The sequence below is a fragment of the Bacillus sp. CH30_1T genome (assembly GCF_008364765.1).
Taxonomy (GTDB): Bacteria; Bacillota; Bacilli; order Bacillales; family Bacillaceae_B; genus Rossellomorea.
In genome coordinates, this window is record NZ_VTUY01000005.1 from 234005 (window position 1) to 250896 (window position 16892).

19 protein-coding genes and 1 pseudogene are annotated in these 16892 nt (G+C 39.7%); 18 read left to right on the forward strand and 2 right to left on the reverse strand.

What is annotated here, in order from left to right:
* Positions 1-178: 178 nt before the first annotated feature.
* The 13 genes and pseudogenes from F0342_RS12620 to F0342_RS12680 all read left to right on the forward strand — a co-directional run.
* Positions 179-811, forward strand: coding sequence for a hypothetical protein (locus F0342_RS12620; protein ID WP_149156278.1), 633 nt, complete (start codon positions 179-181; stop codon positions 809-811).
* A 29-nt stretch (positions 812-840) separates the two neighbouring features.
* The gene (locus tag F0342_RS12625) at positions 841-2205 is read left to right on the forward strand and encodes a G5 domain-containing protein (protein ID WP_188048521.1); all 1365 of its coding nucleotides are present in this window, start codon (positions 841-843) and stop codon (positions 2203-2205) included.
* 25 nt (positions 2206-2230) lie between these two features.
* On the forward strand, positions 2231-3889 hold the full coding sequence (locus F0342_RS12630) for a GspE/PulE family protein (RefSeq protein WP_149156280.1): 1659 nt from the start codon (positions 2231-2233) through the stop codon (positions 3887-3889).
* A 14-nt stretch (positions 3890-3903) separates the two neighbouring features.
* Positions 3904-4941 (forward strand): type IV pilus twitching motility protein PilT, encoded by a 1038-nt coding sequence (locus tag F0342_RS12635; protein WP_149156281.1) that lies wholly within the window; start codon positions 3904-3906, stop codon positions 4939-4941.
* Positions 4942-4943: 2 nt separating this feature from the next.
* A complete protein-coding gene (locus F0342_RS12640) occupies positions 4944-6155 on the forward strand; it encodes a type II secretion system F family protein (protein WP_149156282.1) in 1212 nt (403 codons plus the stop codon).
* Positions 6156-6272: 117 nt separating this feature from the next.
* Positions 6273-6668, forward strand: coding sequence for a pilin (locus F0342_RS12645; RefSeq protein ID WP_149156283.1), 396 nt, complete (start codon positions 6273-6275; stop codon positions 6666-6668).
* 1 nt (position 6669) lies between these two features.
* Positions 6670-7416, forward strand: coding sequence for a prepilin peptidase (locus tag F0342_RS12650; protein ID WP_149156284.1), 747 nt, complete (start codon positions 6670-6672; stop codon positions 7414-7416).
* A 21-nt stretch (positions 7417-7437) separates the two neighbouring features.
* On the forward strand, positions 7438-8409 hold the full coding sequence (gene pilM / locus F0342_RS12655; RefSeq protein ID WP_149156285.1) for a type IV pilus biogenesis protein PilM: 972 nt from the start codon (positions 7438-7440) through the stop codon (positions 8407-8409).
* On the forward strand, positions 8396-9013 hold the full coding sequence (locus tag F0342_RS12660) for a hypothetical protein (protein WP_149156286.1): 618 nt from the start codon (positions 8396-8398) through the stop codon (positions 9011-9013). The genes pilM and F0342_RS12660 overlap by 14 nt, the downstream gene beginning before the upstream one ends.
* The gene (locus F0342_RS12665) at positions 9010-9774 is read left to right on the forward strand and encodes a type II secretion system protein GspM (RefSeq protein ID WP_149156287.1); all 765 of its coding nucleotides are present in this window, start codon (positions 9010-9012) and stop codon (positions 9772-9774) included. The genes F0342_RS12660 and F0342_RS12665 overlap by 4 nt, the downstream gene beginning before the upstream one ends.
* A 103-nt stretch (positions 9775-9877) precedes the next feature.
* Entirely contained in the window at positions 9878-10864 is a 987-nt protein-coding gene (locus F0342_RS12670) for an SPOR domain-containing protein (RefSeq protein ID WP_149156288.1), read from the forward strand.
* 186 nt (positions 10865-11050) lie between these two features.
* Positions 11051-11623 carry a Maf family protein gene (locus F0342_RS12675; RefSeq protein WP_149156289.1) on the forward strand — a complete coding sequence of 191 codons (573 nt, stop codon included), beginning with the start codon at positions 11051-11053 and terminating at the stop codon, positions 11621-11623.
* A gap of 68 nt (positions 11624-11691) precedes the next feature.
* Positions 11692-12075 (forward strand): annotated as a pseudogene (locus tag F0342_RS12680) (UPF0758 domain-containing protein); the annotation flags it as partial.
* A 21-nt stretch (positions 12076-12096) separates the two neighbouring features.
* On the opposite strand, the gene F0342_RS12685 reads toward F0342_RS12680, so the two are convergent.
* Together F0342_RS12685 and F0342_RS12690 are read right to left on the reverse strand one after the other, a co-directional pair.
* Positions 12097-13518: a recombinase family protein gene (locus F0342_RS12685; RefSeq protein WP_149156290.1), complete on the reverse strand. Its 1422-nt coding sequence runs from the start codon at positions 13516-13518 to the stop codon at positions 12097-12099.
* A gap of 19 nt (positions 13519-13537) precedes the next feature.
* On the reverse strand, positions 13538-14194 hold the full coding sequence (locus F0342_RS12690) for a LexA family protein (protein ID WP_149156291.1): 657 nt from the start codon (positions 14192-14194) through the stop codon (positions 13538-13540).
* Positions 14195-14367: 173 nt separating this feature from the next.
* Between F0342_RS12690 and F0342_RS12695 the strand changes: the two genes are divergently transcribed.
* The 5 genes from F0342_RS12695 to F0342_RS12700 all read left to right on the forward strand — a co-directional run bounded on the left by F0342_RS12695 (position 14368) and on the right by F0342_RS12700 (position 16796).
* Positions 14368-14604, forward strand: a complete 237-nt coding sequence (locus tag F0342_RS12695; RefSeq protein ID WP_262481728.1) for a helix-turn-helix domain-containing protein — start codon at positions 14368-14370, stop codon at positions 14602-14604.
* A gap of 14 nt (positions 14605-14618) precedes the next feature.
* The gene (locus F0342_RS25425; RefSeq protein WP_262481729.1) at positions 14619-14747 is read left to right on the forward strand and encodes a hypothetical protein; all 129 of its coding nucleotides are present in this window, start codon (positions 14619-14621) and stop codon (positions 14745-14747) included.
* A 122-nt stretch (positions 14748-14869) separates the two neighbouring features.
* Positions 14870-15028 (forward strand): hypothetical protein, encoded by a 159-nt coding sequence (locus F0342_RS24870; RefSeq protein WP_188048522.1) that lies wholly within the window; start codon positions 14870-14872, stop codon positions 15026-15028.
* Positions 15029-15050: 22 nt separating this feature from the next.
* On the forward strand, positions 15051-15191 hold the full coding sequence (locus F0342_RS24875; protein WP_188048523.1) for a hypothetical protein: 141 nt from the start codon (positions 15051-15053) through the stop codon (positions 15189-15191).
* 102 nt (positions 15192-15293) lie between these two features.
* Positions 15294-16796, forward strand: a complete 1503-nt coding sequence (locus tag F0342_RS12700) for an AAA family ATPase (RefSeq protein ID WP_149156293.1) — start codon at positions 15294-15296, stop codon at positions 16794-16796.
* Positions 16797-16892: the final 96 nt, after the last annotated feature.

Genomic DNA, 16892 nt, shown 5'->3' on the forward strand with positions numbered 1-16892 from the left:
ACACCTTCCTGCGTGTGGAGGTGTTTTTTTGTTGATGGAATGAATCTATGACTATTATTCTATTTTTTGCTAATTAATAACAGATAGTAGCTTCTCATTTGCCACTGTATATACTAAAATAGTAGTAGTCGAATTTTGTTAAATTTCATCGGAATTAATCATAAAAGGAGGAAGGAGATTGCATGATGTAGTATTTGCTATCATAGCCTATCTGTTATTGTTACCCGTACTTACTCTTGTTCCTATGAAACTGGCATTTAAGCATAAAGTCCTTGTTTCTTCTTCAGCCCTACTCCTTACCATTTTGTGTATGCTGGCAAGCCTAGTTATTTCTCTTTATCAGGTAATGATTATTTTCATATTATTACTACTTCTAAGTACCTACTTCCTTGAGACGAGGTTAAAACCATTAATTCTACATACCTCGAAAATACCCGAGAATCGTTCCGCAACAGAGAACAGCGTGAGAAGTCAACAAGAAATGAATGATAGGCATGAACCCGAAACGGATGTTCCTTCAGAAGTGAGAGAAGACGTTCATAGAAACGATTACATAGAAGAATCATTCTTTCAACCGGATTCATCAGAAAACGTTCTTGAAGAATTTAAAGATGAGAAGGATTGTAAAGAAATGGAAAAAGTAGAATCCTTTCCTCCAGAAGAATGGGATGACCTTGAGAAACAAATAGAAGAGTGGGATCCTCTTTCAAAAGAGGAGGATTTGATGAAAGGAAGAGGGGGTCTTTCTTCGACTTTAACATCAGAAGAAGAGGAAGAATACAATCGCTTATTCTTCGAAACAAAGAACTAAGGAATCAAGCCAAAAAAGGGGCATCTATGATGAGCAAAACGTTACCATTTACGAAGTTATCTGTCTTCTTTGTGTTATGCAGTATTTATATGTTTGGTTTTGCACATATTGGAGCTTTTGCATATGACCATTTTATATCATCCACTCAGTCATTTTCAGAAGGGACCAAAATCGGAAATATAGATGTTTCCCATCTTTCTTATCAAGAAGCAGAAGACAAGCTGAAGGTGAAAGTAGAGGGATGGAAAGAAAATCAGTCTTTAGTCCTTTCCTACATGGAAAATCAGATACCTATGGACCCGAGCTTGGTTGATATCGACATTCACTCTTCCATCAATAGTACAATTCAAGGAAATCCCTCTCCGTTGTTGGTGAGCATACAGGGACTTGACTCTTTTCTGGCTTCGAAAGAAGTGGATGTAAGCTTGATTGATTTAGATTCATTGAGACAGGAAATTGCCCACCATGCAGAAAAGTTGGTTATGACTGAAGAAATAGTGATAGTTAATGATTTTTTCATTCAATCAAACTCTGTTGAAACCATTTCAGAAATCAACATGGAAGGTGTAACCATGACTCCTGGAATTCAAAGCTTTGTTGATACTTTTCCAGAAATCGAAATAGGGGGGACTTCCCCGTTTTCTTTATTAGAATTCATTGAAAATAAAGGTTTCTCTGGAGCTTCCCAACAGGATTTAAGTACAATTGCATCAAGCATATATGAGTTGGTGCTGCGAACCAATTTTGAAGTAATCGAAAGACATCGGGGGAGGGAACTCCCAGACAATATCGAGTTAGGATTTGAAGCTATCGTAAATCATGAGCAAGGTCAGGATTTTAGTTTCATGAATCCCAATGATGCTTCCTATATTGTCAGCTTTCATAGGCAGGGGGATTCTCTGTTCCTTACCCTCTCTGGTGTGGAAATTCCATATGAGATTATTGTTGAGAGACGAAATGAAGAAACCTTTAAACCGAAAGTTATTAAACAGTATAGCCCTTACTTAAATAGCGGTGAAGTAAAGGTGACGGAAGCAGGCAGGAATGGCATGAAGATTGAAGTGTGGAGAAGCTTTGAGACAAAGAACGGAGAACTTCTCAAGGAAGAAAAAGTATCAGAAGACTTTTATCTTCCAATTTTCAAAGAAGAAATACATAGTATGCAAGATTATGTGACTCAACAACCGGTTTCTTCTCCAGGGACAAATAGGACTGACTCTCTTAATGAAGAAGTGAACAGTCGGGAGAGTCCTGAACCTCAAGGGAATGATAGTCATTCAGATAACAATGGTACATCTGATCCAATAGGAGATGACGATCCTTCAGCAAATAAGAATTCGAATGATGAATCCTCTCCTTCTGAAGAGGATTCTCCATTAGGTAATATGAAATAAGAAACTGACAGTTAGGTGGAATAGCATGTCCCGAGAGAGGAAACGTTTAGGCGACTTATTGGTTGAATCAGGATTATTGACAGAAGGAAAGCTTCAAACCGCTCTTAAAGAAAAGGGAAAAGATCAAAAACTAGGAGACGCTATCTTACAAAAAGGGTACATAACAGAGCAACAGTTAATTGAGGTGCTGGAGTTTCAGCTGGGTATTCCACATGTCAGTTTATTTCGTTATCCGTTCGACCCTAAGTTGTTCCATCTGATTCCAAAAGAATCAGCAAAACGGAATTTGATGATCCCTTTAAAAAAAGAAGGAGATAAGCTTTTCGTCGCCATGGCAGATCCCATGGATTTTTATGCCATTGAGGATTTACGATTGTCCACGGGGTTTTTCATTGATACGGCTATCGCCACAAAAGATGATATCCTTCGCTCCATCAATAAATACTACGAGATGGATGAAAGCTTTGAAGAGTTGAAGGGGATGGGGAATGACCGCCCCCCGTTAGAAGATGAAACATTAACAGATCAGGATTCTCCAATCGCGAAACTCGTGAATCAATTGTTATCTAATGCAATGACTCAAAAAGCAAGCGATATTCATATCGATCCACATGAAACGAAAGTGCATATTCGCTACCGGGTGGACGGTATTCTAAGAACGGATAGAACCCTTCCTAAGCACATGCAAAGTATGTTGACGGCACGGATCAAAATTATGTCTCAATTGGATATTACTGAGCACAGAGTTCCTCAGGATGGAAGGATCAAAACGAATATCGATTTTCGTCCCATTGACTTACGGGTATCGACTCTTCCGACGGTATATGGAGAAAAGATCGTTCTGCGTATACTGGATCTAAGTTCGTCATTAAATGACTTGGGACACCTTGGATTTAACAGCTTAAATCTCAAACGATTTCAGGATTTGATTGATCGGCCAACAGGAATTGTCCTTATTACTGGCCCTACCGGTTCAGGAAAATCTTCCACTCTTTATGCAGCCTTGAACAAGCTGAATACTGAAGAGGTCAATATTATAACCGTCGAAGACCCTGTAGAGTATCAATTGGAAGGGGTCAACCAAATTCAGGTCAACTCCAATGTAGGGCTTACTTTCGCCACAGGTCTCCGGTCCATCTTAAGACAAGATCCGAATATCATCATGGTGGGGGAGATCAGGGATAGAGAAACGGCGGAGGTAGCGATCCGTGCTTCCTTGACTGGACACCTTGTCCTCAGTACCATCCACACAAATGATTCGTTAAGTACGGTAACCCGTCTGATCGATATGGGAGTGGAGCCATTTTTAGTTGCGACGTCTGTAAGCGGGATTGTGGCCCAAAGACTCGTTCGGAAAGTCTGTAGGGATTGTGCAAGGGAAGATTTTCCTACCTTACGGGAAAAGGATATCTTTAACCGAAGAGGAATGTCGATTGACAAAATCATCAGGGGCAGTGGGTGTGCTTCATGTAATATGACAGGCTATAAAGGAAGAATGGCCATTCATGAAGTTCTGATGGTAAACGATGAAATGAAGAAAATCATTATGAACAATGAAACGCTCTCCTCACTAAGAGAAGTTGCAATCAAAAACAAAACCATTTTCCTGCTTGATGATGGATTGTTCAAGGTTAAGCAAGGTATGACGACGACAGAAGAAATTCTGAGAGTAGCAATAGAGTAAAGAAGGTGTATGAATTGAAAGAACGGATCAATCAGCTATTAAGGGCAGCCATTGAATTAAAAGCTTCGGATATTCACTTAACGATAGGATCAGCACCGGTATTTCGCATTCATGGAGATTTAAAGAGGTACGGGCAGGAAGTACTTAAACCTGAAGATACAGAGCAAATGGCAAGAGCCATTGTTCCCGTGCACCTATGGACGGAATTCAAGGAACGGGGCGAAATGGACTTTTCGTATGCTCTACCTGGCGTTTCACGCTTCAGGGTGAACGTCTATTTTCAACGATCCTGTATTTCAATAGCTTTGCGTGTCGTCCCAAGAAACATCCCGACCCTTGAAGAACTGAAGCTTCCTCCCGTTTTAATGAAAATAGCAGAAAAACATCAAGGATTGGTGCTGGTGACCGGTCCGACCGGAAGCGGGAAGTCGACGACGCTTGCTTCAATGATTCACTATATGAACCAGACCATGAGGAAACATATCATTACATTAGAGGATCCGATCGAGTACCTACATAAGCACGGTTCTTCGATTATCGATCAGCGAGAGGTCGGGTTTGATACAAAGTCCTTTGCATACGGATTACGGAGCGCACTTAGACAAGACCCCGATGTCATCCTGGTTGGAGAGATGCGGGATCTGGAAACCATTCAAACGGCTATTACAGCAGCTGAAACGGGTCATTTAGTGCTGGGAACGCTGCATACGTCCAGTGCCGTGTCTACAATTGAACGGATTATAGATGTTTTCCCAGCGGAACAGCAATCACAAGTCCGGGTTCAGCTGGCATCTGTTCTGCAGGGAGTCATTGCTCAGCGCCTCCTGCCCACGGTTGACAAAAAAGGGAGAATCGCTGTTTCAGAAATTCTTCTGAATAACTCAGCTGTAGCCAATCTGATTCGTTCTGAAAAGATTCATCAAATCCCAACCGTCATGCAAACCTCTAAAGCTATTGGAATGGAGCTTTTTGAATCGAATGTAAACAGATTCCTTAACGCTGGTATGATTTCGAAAGAAGTGGCGTCTCCATTTCTTCAGGAGAATAGTTAGAGATGAGCAGATTTAAGTACGAAGGGCGAGACAAAAAAGGTAAGAAAAAAGGAAAGATCACGGCTACTACAAAAAAAGAGGCAATGCTCCGTCTGAAGAATCAAGGCATACGCATTATTTCAGTGGAGGAAATTCCAGAGACTCTTTTAACGAAAGAAATTACTTTAGGGAACCCTGTTAAGCTTCAACATATGGTGATATTTCTTAGGCAATTCTCCACTCTATTGAAAGCGGGAGTCACAGTCGTGGATGCGACCCGCATTCTAAGCAGTCAAACAGATAGTAAAGCCTTAACGAAAATACTCATAGACGTAGAAATAGAATTGAAAGAGGGACATCCTCTTTCAGATGCATTCGGCAAACATAAAAAAGTGTTCGAGCCTCTATTCATCAATATGCTGAAAGCCGGCGAAGCCACGGGAAGTCTTGATGAAACTCTCGAAAGGCTTGGAGATCACTATGAAAAGCAGCACGGAACACGTCAAAAAGTGATCGCCGCTCTTTCCTATCCAGCCGTCGTCGGTGTCATCGCCATCGGTGTCGTCATTTTCCTGCTTGCTGCAGTTGTTCCAACATTCGTGGATATGTTCGATGATTTCGGGGGAGAATTACCGTTAATAACGCGATTCGTCCTAGGGGCAAGCGAAGTAGTCCAACGATTCTGGTATGTCATTTTATTGGTTGTAATTCTTTTCATCACAGGGATCGCCATGGTGAGGCAAAGAAAAGAATCAAAATACTATTTGGATTCCTTCATTTTAAGGATTCCTATCTTTGGAAAACTGATCCAAAAAGCGGTTTTGGCTAGAATGACCAGAACACTGAGCTCCCTTTTCTCAAGCTCTGTACCCATTCTACAGTCCTTGGCTATAGTGGAACGGGTAGTAGAAAATGAAGTCATGGCAGGTGTTCTCAGAGAGTCCAGAGAGTCATTGGAAAAAGGCGGAACACTAACAGAACCCATGAAAAAACACTGGGCCTTTCCACCCTTAGTTTCGCAAATGATTTCGATAGGAGAAGAAACAGGGTCCTTAGATGCCATGCTTTCAAAGGTCGCAGATTTCTATGAAAAAGAAGTGGAAAACTCCACAGATCAATTAAAGGCCCTCATCGAACCTTTGATGATCGTCCTTTTAGCAGGACTTGTCGGGACTATCATCACAGCAATCATGATTCCGATGTTTGAAATATTTAACAATGTTCAAAATTTCTAGCAATTTTGATAATATTTTACACATTTAGACTTATATTTTATTTTCTGTGTTGTATAATATAGGTAGATTAAAAGAGTACTAAAGTACTATATGTGGTTATGAGGAGGAAATAGGAAAATGTTAAAGAAAATGAAAAAGATGTTGAAGAATGATAGAGGTTTGACGTTGGTTGAACTTCTTGCTGTCATTGTGATTTTGGGGATTATTGCGGCGATTGCGGTTCCGAGTATTGGGAATATAATCGATAATAGTAAAGAAGATGCACAAGTCGCTGAAGCTCTTCAAATAATTGGTGCAGCAAAACTTGCAAATGCGTCAGATTCTTCCGTTACTACCTGGGACAATAGTGGTTTAGCTGAATTCTTAGATAATGTTGAAGATGAAAGCTACTCAGTTAGTTATAGTGATGGAAGTTATACATTGACAGGTCATGATTCTGCAGTTATCGTGAAATCTACTTATACAGATGAAACTGCTGTAACCGAAGCAGAATTGATAGAAGCAGCAAAATAAAATGATTTGTTTGATCATTACTATGTACGCACTCCTTCTAGGCTCTTTCTACAACGTAGTAGGCCTAAGGGTGCCGTTAAAGAAATCCATTATAAAGCCAAGGTCAAGCTGTCCTTATTGTAGTCATCAATTGACTGCGATCGAGCTGCTTCCTGTCTTTTCTTATCTCATTCAAAAGGGGAAATGCCGTCAGTGTCATGGGCGCATTTCTCCTTTATATCCGTTTATGGAGGCTTTGAATGCTAGTCTATTTGTACTGGCATATCTTGAGTTTGGATTCAATTGGGAGCTGCTTATCGCATGGACACTCATTTCTTTGTTCATCATTATTACCGTTTCTGACTTGAAGTATATGGTCATTCCGGATAAAGTCCTACTATTTTTTGCAGGGATCTTTTTGTTGGAACGTCTGTTTATTCCATTAACTCCGTGGTGGGATAGTCTTGTCGGAGCTGCAGTAGGGTTTGGACTCCTTCTTCTTATCGCCATTGTCAGTCAAGGTGGCATGGGAGGAGGGGACATCAAGCTATATGGGGTCATTGGCTTCGTTGTAGGTTTGAAGGTAATGATTCTTTCCTTTATGCTCGCCACATTCTTTGGAGCAATCTTTGGTTTGATTGCACTTGCATTAAAAGTCATTGAGAAAGGGAAACCGATTCCGTTTGGGCCGTTTATCGCTTTAGGGACCATCCTCGCTTATTTGTATTACGATTCCATTCTATCTGCTTATTTATCGTTTTTCTATTAATGTAATGAAGGGGTTCATTTTATGGGTTTTTTATCGTTTCTCTCTAGCAGCAAAAAAACATCCAATATCGTTTTCACAGACAATTCCATCCGCTTTCTAGAGTTGAAGCAAACTTCCCCTCCACTCGTTCAGGCCTTAGGGGAACGCAGCCTTCCAGACGGCATAATCAAAGGGGGCAGGATCCTTGATGAACAAACTCTATCTATTATATTGGAAGAATGTGTAGAGGAGTGGGAGATTAGAGGAAGATCGGTACGATTTGTCGTTCCAGATCCGTTTGTTGTTTTAAGAACAGTGAAGATTCCCCTTGATCTTAAACAGGATGAAATAGAAGGTTACTTATTTTTAGAAATTGGCACCAGCATCCATTTACCTTTTGAAGATCCTGTATTTGACTATGCCCTATTGGATGAAGTGGCGCAAGAGAGGGATGTTCTATTAATCGCATCTCACCAGGAAGTGGTCGATAGCTACAAAGATGTGCTGGAAGTAGCAAAATTAAAGCCTGTTGTTGCAGACATTTCTCCTCTAGCCCTTTACAGATTGTCAGTAGAGCAGGGAATCGTTTCACCACAACAACATACAATGTTTCTACATTTTGATGAGAGATTATTAACCATTTCTATATTTCGTGAACATAAGCCAATCTTTACAAGACCGATTGTTGTAGAACAGGAAAATAAGAACGTATTAGTAGAAGATCATCTTGCTTGGAGAAATGTAGAAGATGCGTTCAGTGAAATAGAAAAAGTGATGAATTTTTATCAGTATTCACTGCATAAAGGAGAGTTCTCAGTCGAAAAGGCACTTATTAGCGGAGATCATCCGAATATACGTGAGATAGAAGTGTATCTAAAGGAACGGCTTATCATCCCCGTAGGATTTCAGAATTTAAGTGGTATCCATACGACGGACGACGAGAGAGTTTCCAATCAGTATGCCATTGCCCTGGGTCTGGCGTTAAAAGAGGTGCAATATATTGAATCTCATTGATATAAACTTATTGCCGGAAAAAGAAAAGAAGAGTTCCGTCTTTTTATATGGTGTGACTATCATCCTTATATTATTTATTGTCGGTTGTCTAATCTTCTTTTTCTCTCTTCGAAGCATTCAAACGGAAACTGAAAGAACTCTGGGAAATATCGCTCAAACCAAACAGCTGATTGAGGTTCAGCAAATGAAACTACTTGATTCTGAATCCACTGGAGGAGCGAAAAAACTTGAAGAAACGGTTGAGTGGATGAATAACTATCCGATCGAGACAGTTCCGGTCCTTAACAAGCTGATCTCGTTACTTCCTCCCCGTGGATTCATTCAAACCTTTGAATATACTGATAGGCAAAGGGTCAGTACCTCTGTACAATTCGATTCATCCCGGGAAGCAGCTTATTATTTGTATCATTTAAAAGAAGTAGACTGGATTAAAGAAGCGGAAATTCTTGAAATTACGACAGGTGCTGGTGAAGAAGCAGAAGCAGATGAAAGTGAAGTGGTTCCGAGATATCTTGTTGATTACTCCCTTACACTTAATGCAGATAAACTTCAAGATTCAAATGAGACAGAAGATGCCTCTCCAGAAGAGGAGGTTGAAGATTGATTTTATCCAAGAACAAAAATGAAAAAGTGCTATTAATAGGAATGGCAATCGGGTGCCTGTTCACTCTGCTAATCTTCTATTTCTTTATATTTTCTCCTCAACAAGAGAGGCTGAACCTGAAGCAAGAAGAACTCCAAACGGAACAAAAGCTCTTGGCAGCGATTGAAACAAAGACATCGGAGATCGCAAACCATTCATACAGAGATACCACAAGCATGCAAGAGCAAATCCCTGTGGATCCGCTTACGGAGCAGCTTCTCCTTCAATTTGAAAAAGCAGAGGTGCTATCTCAGAGTAGTATACAATCAATGAGTTTTACGAAGGAAGACTTCATATTTTCAAATGAAGACACCACTTTGGAAAATCAAGATGAAACCTCCAAAGAGCAAGTGATAGAGAACGACACTTCTTCTGTTAAGAGATTGCAGATTACCATGACGGTAGAATCAGATAACTATTTTTCCATGGAGAAATTCATTAGTACCTTGGAAAACCTGGAACGAATTGTGGAAGTGAATCAACTTGTGTTTGAAGGAAGGAAAGAAATGAGTCCGGCCGTTACTGGGGAGGTGCCTCTAGCCATAACCTATCAGCTGGTGGCATCAGCCTTTTATTTACCGGAACTGACGGATTTGCAGGATAGTATACCATCCATTGATAGCCCACCTCCTTCACTGAAGAAGAATCCTTTTATTCAATATACGGATCCCGCTGCAACAGAGACTGATCAAACGAAAGACGATGCTCTGCATGAAAACTAAAAAATTTGACGAAAACCTATTAGGACAAGACGACAAAAGTCTTGTTCTTTTTTTTGTTGGATGTGATAGCATGGAAAAAAATAGATGAAGGAGGGTGGCGATGATGAATAATAAAAGAGACAAAGATAAAAAGATATCTATTAAAATTAATGGTGAAAAAACAAATTTTAATGAAGACCTTCTTGTTTATGATTGGAAGCTGGGGGAGTCTGAAGCAGCTGCCGGGGAAGAGGCGGAAGACAATGGGTTCGATTGGATCCTTCCCGACGATGAGGAAGCCGAGCCTCCAAAGGAATACAAAAAAATCAATTATGTGTCAGGGAACAAAAAGAAGCGTAAGTCTTTCAAAAATCCATTTCAGGACTCCGTTAATCTTCTAATGTCGATAATTGGTGCGGTTGTGGTTGGGGCGGTGCTGGGATTTGGCACGCTTAAAGTCATTACGACAACAGATGGCCCTTCTGCTCCGGCGGCAACTTTGCAAGATACGACAGCAGAAGGAAAAGAAGGAAATACGGAAGGAAAGCAGTCCGTATCGGCTGTTGAATTACAGGATTTCACAACCTCGATTGTACAAGGCGGGGTATATTCTACTGAGGAATTGCTAAATGACATGAAGGAAAGCTTAGCAGGAAAAGGGGTAAGCAGCGCAAGTGTGGAAAAGGATGGACAATTCTATCTTATATTAGGTGTTTCGGGAGATCTTGAATCAGCCAAATCACTCGGGGCAGAATTGAAAGAACAAGGGGTAGATGTCTTTGCGAAAGATTTTGTATTTGGAGCTAAAGGAATAAATGCTTCAAAGGAAGAGAAATCCTTTTTGGAAAAGGGAAATGGGCTCTACAACACTTTAGCGGAGGAGAGCAGCGGTGGAATGGTCGGTGGAACGCCTGACGAATCGACAATTCAAACCATTCAATCCGGAGTGAAGGAACTGGAAGGAATCAAGGTAGGGCAAGAGTCCATTGCCTCCATGAAAGAGTCCTTAGTCAATGCAGGGAATCTTGCGGCAGGGATGAAATCCCCGGAGGATGCCCAAAAAGTTCAGGAAGAGCTATTATCCTACCTGCAAATTTACAGTGGATTATAATTTCGACTGAATTAGACTATTTTCTAGGAAATAATCTTTCATCGAAAATAGAGCCTCTCTCATTTTGTCAGTTTTAAGCTTTCTGACTTCGAGGATGCAGGCTCTATTTTTGCTTGTTTAAAGAGGCGGATTTTGGTAGTATAGTCATGTATCTCCCAATTTCTACTCTGAAAGGATTGGTATGGTTTGTCCAATCTCATACTCGCTTCACAATCTCCTCGTCGAAAAGAACTTCTGAAACAAATTCAACTTTCTTTTTCCGTTATCAGCTCTACTGTAGAAGAAACTTTTTCATCTGATTTAATGCCCCATGAAGTCGTGATGTATCTTGCCGGCAAAAAAGCGAAAGAAATCTCGAATCAATACCCCAGCCACTATGTAATCGGTTCAGACACCGTCGTAGCAAAGGATGACCAGATTCTTGGTAAACCTGAATCCAAAGCGGTAGCGAAGGAAATGCTGACAATGCTTTCCGGTTCTACTCATTCTGTTTACACGGGGGTTGCCATTTTGCATGGTGACGTAGAGAATCTCTTTTATGAAAAAACGGATGTAACGTTTTGGGAGTTGACTTCTAAAGAGATCGACGATTACATTGCATCTGAAGAGCCTTTTGATAAAGCCGGTTCATATGGTATTCAAGGAATCGGAGCGAAATTTGTCAAAGAAATTAAAGGCGATTATTTCTCCGTCGTTGGTTTACCCATCTCACGAGTGAATCGTGTTTTACTTGAAATGGGCTATCTTCAACCAGAATGACTCCTTTAACGTACCAAAAGGAGGAACCAATGGTTAAAACAATACCTCAACAGGAAGAAAACAGGCTTATGATCCGGGATTTCCCTCAGGATGAAAGACCACGGGAAAGACTGATTCAAAGCGGAGCAGCAAGCCTATCCAATCAGGAGCTTCTGGCTATCTTACTCCGGACCGGAACAAAATCCGAGTCTGTTCTGCAATTGTCCAATCGGCTGCTCAATCACTTTGATGGATTGAATCTATTAAAAGATGCTTCCCTGGAAGAAATTACGAAAACGAAGGGAATCGGCCTTGCAAAAGCGGTTCAAATCATGGCTGCCGTCGAATTCGGTCGAAGAATCAGCAACTTGGCTTTTGATGACAGATATAGCATCCGTTCCCCCGAAGACGGAGCCAATTATGTCATGAACGACATGAGATTTTTGGCCCAGGAGCATTTTGTATGTATGTACTTTACATAAATACAGTCAATTTTAATAATAAGAAACCCCTGTTACTTCAACGTTTTTTTCATGTTTTACAAAATGGATACTTTTAATGAAGGTGTTTAAGAATTGGTGTTTTTCACGCGGGGTAAGTTTTGACCAGTTACGATTGAAGTTAGTTACAATTTGGTTTATGTGTTCTTGATCTACTTTTATCGGTTCAGGCTCGAGTTGTTCAAGTACTTCCTCAATTGTGCTTAAAGTTTCTTTTGTTTCTCTCATTCTTTCCTCAAATTCCTCATCGGTCATCAAATCTTTTCCCCAGGCTTTCTGGTACTTTTCACGTTGCTTTTTAATTGTAGATAGTTGTTTGAGGTACAATTCTTTTTCAGTATTGCTTTTTTCCTCATGTTCAGGAGTGCTATCAAAGGATATTTTCTTCATGTAATCTACAAATGCTTTATCTATTTTCAACTCACTAACGCCAATTGACTTTCTTTTGTTAAGAGCACATGCTTGGCATCTATAATGATTATTTTCAGTTAGTCCTCCATCCTTCTTTCTTTTGTACACTGACCTTTCACTCGTTAGATGATTTCCGCATTTAGGGCATATTAATTTCATTTGGTAAATGAAGAATGAGTTTACCTTTCGTTTCTTTTTCAGTTGTCGCTCTTTCAATAACTCTTTTACCTGTTCATACTTTTTCTCTGAAATTATTGGCTCATGTGTATTTTTAATTATTTCCTCTTTCCATTTTGTCGCCCCATACAAAGCAGGATTAGTCAAAATTCCTTTAACAGAAGTTATATGCCATTGATAACCTCTTACTGGTTTAGCTCCAGTATTGTCCATATATAATGCTAATTGTCTAAGAGAATATCCTTGTTCGAGCTTCTTTATCATATCAATGATTATTTCTTTTTCGCTCTTGTTAACTACTAAGACATCATTCTGATCTTTATCAAATCCAAATGGAGCCTTGGCACTATACTTACCTTGGCGGGCTTTTTCAATCTGTCCCATTCGAACACGTTCACCAAGATTCTCTCTTTCCCATTGAGCCATAGCAGCGACAAGGGTGATAAACATTCTCCCCATTGCAGTAGTTGTATCGTAAACTTCTGTTACAGACTTGAAATTACAATTGTTTTTTTCAAAAATGTCTAATAGCTTATATAAATCGAGTACAGATCTTGTTAATCGATCAAGTCTATAAACCAATACAGTATTTATATGACCTTGTTTAATATGATCAAGCATAAGTTGGAGCTGAGGTCTTTGAGTGTCTTTACCTGATATACCCTCATCCACATAAAACTTAAATGAGTCCCAGTCCTGTATATGGCAGAAAGCTTTTAATTTTTCACGCTGTGCTGAAATTGAAAACCCTTCTCTTGCTTGTTCTTCGGTTGAAACTCTTATGTAAATACCAACATAATTAAGTATTTCCTCATTAGAACTTTTCATCATATTTCTCCTTTAGTTATTAAAACGTAATTACTGTTCGTTTAAGTTTACCTAAGATTTTAACGTTACTATTCTTACCAACGATAATTGGTGGGTATTTTGAATTTTCACTTTGGAGTACAAGAGATCCATCAGAAATATGAACCCTTTTTAAAACAGCTTCACCATCTATATAGACAGCTGCAATTTCTCCATTTTCTACTTCGTTTTGAACTCTGATTAAAAGAAGATCCCCGTCTTGTATACGTGCATTAACCATGCTATCTCCTTTTGCTTTTAAATAAAAATATTCTCCACCATTCAACCAAGACTTAGGTGTGTCTTCGTAACCCTCAATTTCTTCATAAGCAATTACTCCATTCCCACAGCTGATAGCACCAACAATAGGAAGTTGTTTGAATTGCTGACTCTTCACTTTATATTCCCCCGGATCTTCCATAGTCATTGAACTTCCAAAGCTTGGATCTATATCAGATTTCTTTACGTTTAATGCATTAGATAACTTTTCAACATTTCCAGGATTAATAAGCGTGCGGCAATTAATATAATCGGACAACGTGCTTTTCGAAATTCCTGACCTTTCACTAAGTCTAATTTGAGTTAACCCCTGCTCTTTCATAAATTTTTTTATATTCTCAGATATTTTCTTTTTCAAAGGCATGTCACGATCAATCATCTTAGTTACCTCCTTAATATAGTATCCTCATTTTATCCGAAAAAACACGGAAAGTAAAGAAAATATCCGAAAAAAATCGAAATAAATAAGATAAATGTTTTTTATTTCCGGAAAAACTCGGTTGACAGTCCGAGAATAATCGGATATCCTGTTAATACATTACAAATAAGGAGGTGAATTACTTGTTAAAGATTACCTTGAAAGCAGCAAGGGTCAACTCCAATTTAAATCTAGTGGAAGCTGCAGAGAAGTTCGGGATCAACAAAGATACTCTTTGGAAGTATGAGAGGGACTCCACTAACGTACCAAGAACGTTCTTTATTCAAATTGAAGGTGTATATGGTATTCCGGTAGACAATATTTTTTTTGGTAATGTGTCCGAGTTTTTTCGGAATATGAGTACCGCATAAGGGAGGGGTCGCTAATGAAGACTCCAGTAGAACAACCAAGTGAAGAGATCAAAATGAAAATGCTTGAGTTTTTTATGAAGACCTCTGTTCCTCGAATCATTGAGGAGGAGCAGAGGAAAAGGGAAGAAGAATTAAGTGCGTGATATCGAGCTTCTAAAAGAGCTCACTTCTTTTTACCACCCATGCGAAATTTGATGATTTGTTTTAGGAATACTTAGTTTCAAAGTTTCATATAGTTACAACTTTTTAAAAGGAGATGGATGACATGAAAAACTTCACATTATCTGCAAGTCGCTTAATGAAAGCTGGGGAAGTTAGAAATTTGTGTAAGGAAATGAGGGACAACCCAACTTTCTTGTTGGCTGTTGAAATTAAAGCCAAGAATTCGATAGCCGTGAAGATGGGGGTTAGTCACTCAGCATAGTTTAAGTGTTCGCTTGAAAGGGGTGAAAAAACTGAAAGGGTACCTGGACGATCGAGGAGAGCTAGTAGAAATTTCTTGGGAACAATATCAGTTCTTTTTATGGAATGGATTTCCCAAAGGAGTGGTGATTGTTAAAGCACCTGAAGGACCATATGAAAACTAAAAAAGACCCGTGCGCCAACACGGATCTTTCAAAAAGGTGATTCAATACAGGTTGAAATTATTGTACTCGAATCACCAACCAAAATCAAATGGAGGGTGAAAAATGCAAATAGCTTTTAAAACATTAGCACTTAAAAACTTCAAGAATCATAAACAGTTAGACATTAATTTCGGTGATGTAACTAATATCAAAGGCCGCAACGGAGTAGGTAAGTCTTCAATCGGTGATGCAATATCCTGGGTACTTTTTGGAACAGATATTTTGGGAAGTAAGTTAGATCCCCGGTCAATCGATTCGGAGGAAGAAACAGAAACCCAGGTAGAGCTTCTGGTAAATATCGCAGGCAAGGATGTCTTATTCGGACGTAAACAAAAGAAAACCGCCAAGTATTTTCTTAATGAAGTACCAAAGAAGGCAACAGAGTTCAATGAATACTTAGAAAGTCAGCTTGATAAAAATTTATTTCTTTCACAGTTAAATCCAAATTATTTTTTCACTCAACATAAGTTTGATCAAAGAGGCCAGTTGCTTCAATACGTAAGAGAGCCATTGAATAAAGAAGTTCTTGCCGAGTTATCAAAAGTGGACCGTGACCGTCTTGAGTCACCTTTGAAGGAATTTAAACTTGATGACCTTGAAGATATGCACCGTGAAAAAGCAAAGAGCGCAAAGACTGCGTATGAAAGAGCATCAGAACGTGTCATTACCCTCGAGGAACAAGCAAGCAAGGATAAAGATAATTCATTCGATGTTAACGCTGCTCAGAAGGAAATCGAATCTTTGCATAAGCAAAGGGTTGCCATTGATGAAGAAAACGAAATTCGACAAAGAGCCAAAACAACCAGGAATGGAATGGAAGGCCAGATTGATAACTTGACGGATCAGATCACTCGCCAGAAACAAATTGTCCAAGCCATCAAGGATGAAGAAGTCCAAGAGTTATGCAGCACATGTCATCAGCCACTGACCGAAGAAGCTGTTTTGAAAGTTAAAGAAAATCGGCAGGCGAGGTTCAATAAAGAGGTGACCACCGGGAAGATTCTGGTCCAGAAGGTAAATGAACTGAAGAAATCACTTTCTGAAATGCCAGAGGCGGAAGATATCAATCGTGAAGAGCTCTATGAGATTGAAGGCAAGCTTATGGAACTTCAAATGGCAGTGAAGCAGGCAGAGCAAGTAGGTAGCTTGGCAGCTGACATCGGTGCAGCCAAAGAGAAAAAAGAAGAGATCCGTAAAGAATTGGTCACTTCAAAGGCAATTATTGATGCCATTAAAGAGTTTAAGTCTAAGCGATCTGAACTGATGGTCAGTAAGGTGGATGATTTGTTCACGACAATTTCAGTCAGACTCTTTGAAACTCTTAAGAATGGTGAGGAAAAAGCCACCTTTGAGATTGAGATGGACGGTAAGCCTTACAGCAAGCTTTCCACAGCAGAGAGGATTAAAGCAGGCTTGGAGTTGATTGAAGTCTTGAGTAAGCAGTCTGAGGTTATTACTCCAACTTTCGTGGACAATGCGGAATCAATTTTGAACTTTACTGCACCTGCAGGCCAATTAATTGTCGCTAGAGTAAAAGATGAAGATTTTAATATAAAGACAGTTTAGGAGGAACCAGGCGTGAAGCCAATTAATATCTGCACCAATTCAAACTGTGAGCAGCCAATTTACAAAGGGGACCAGGTATGGCACCGGGGAAAAGAT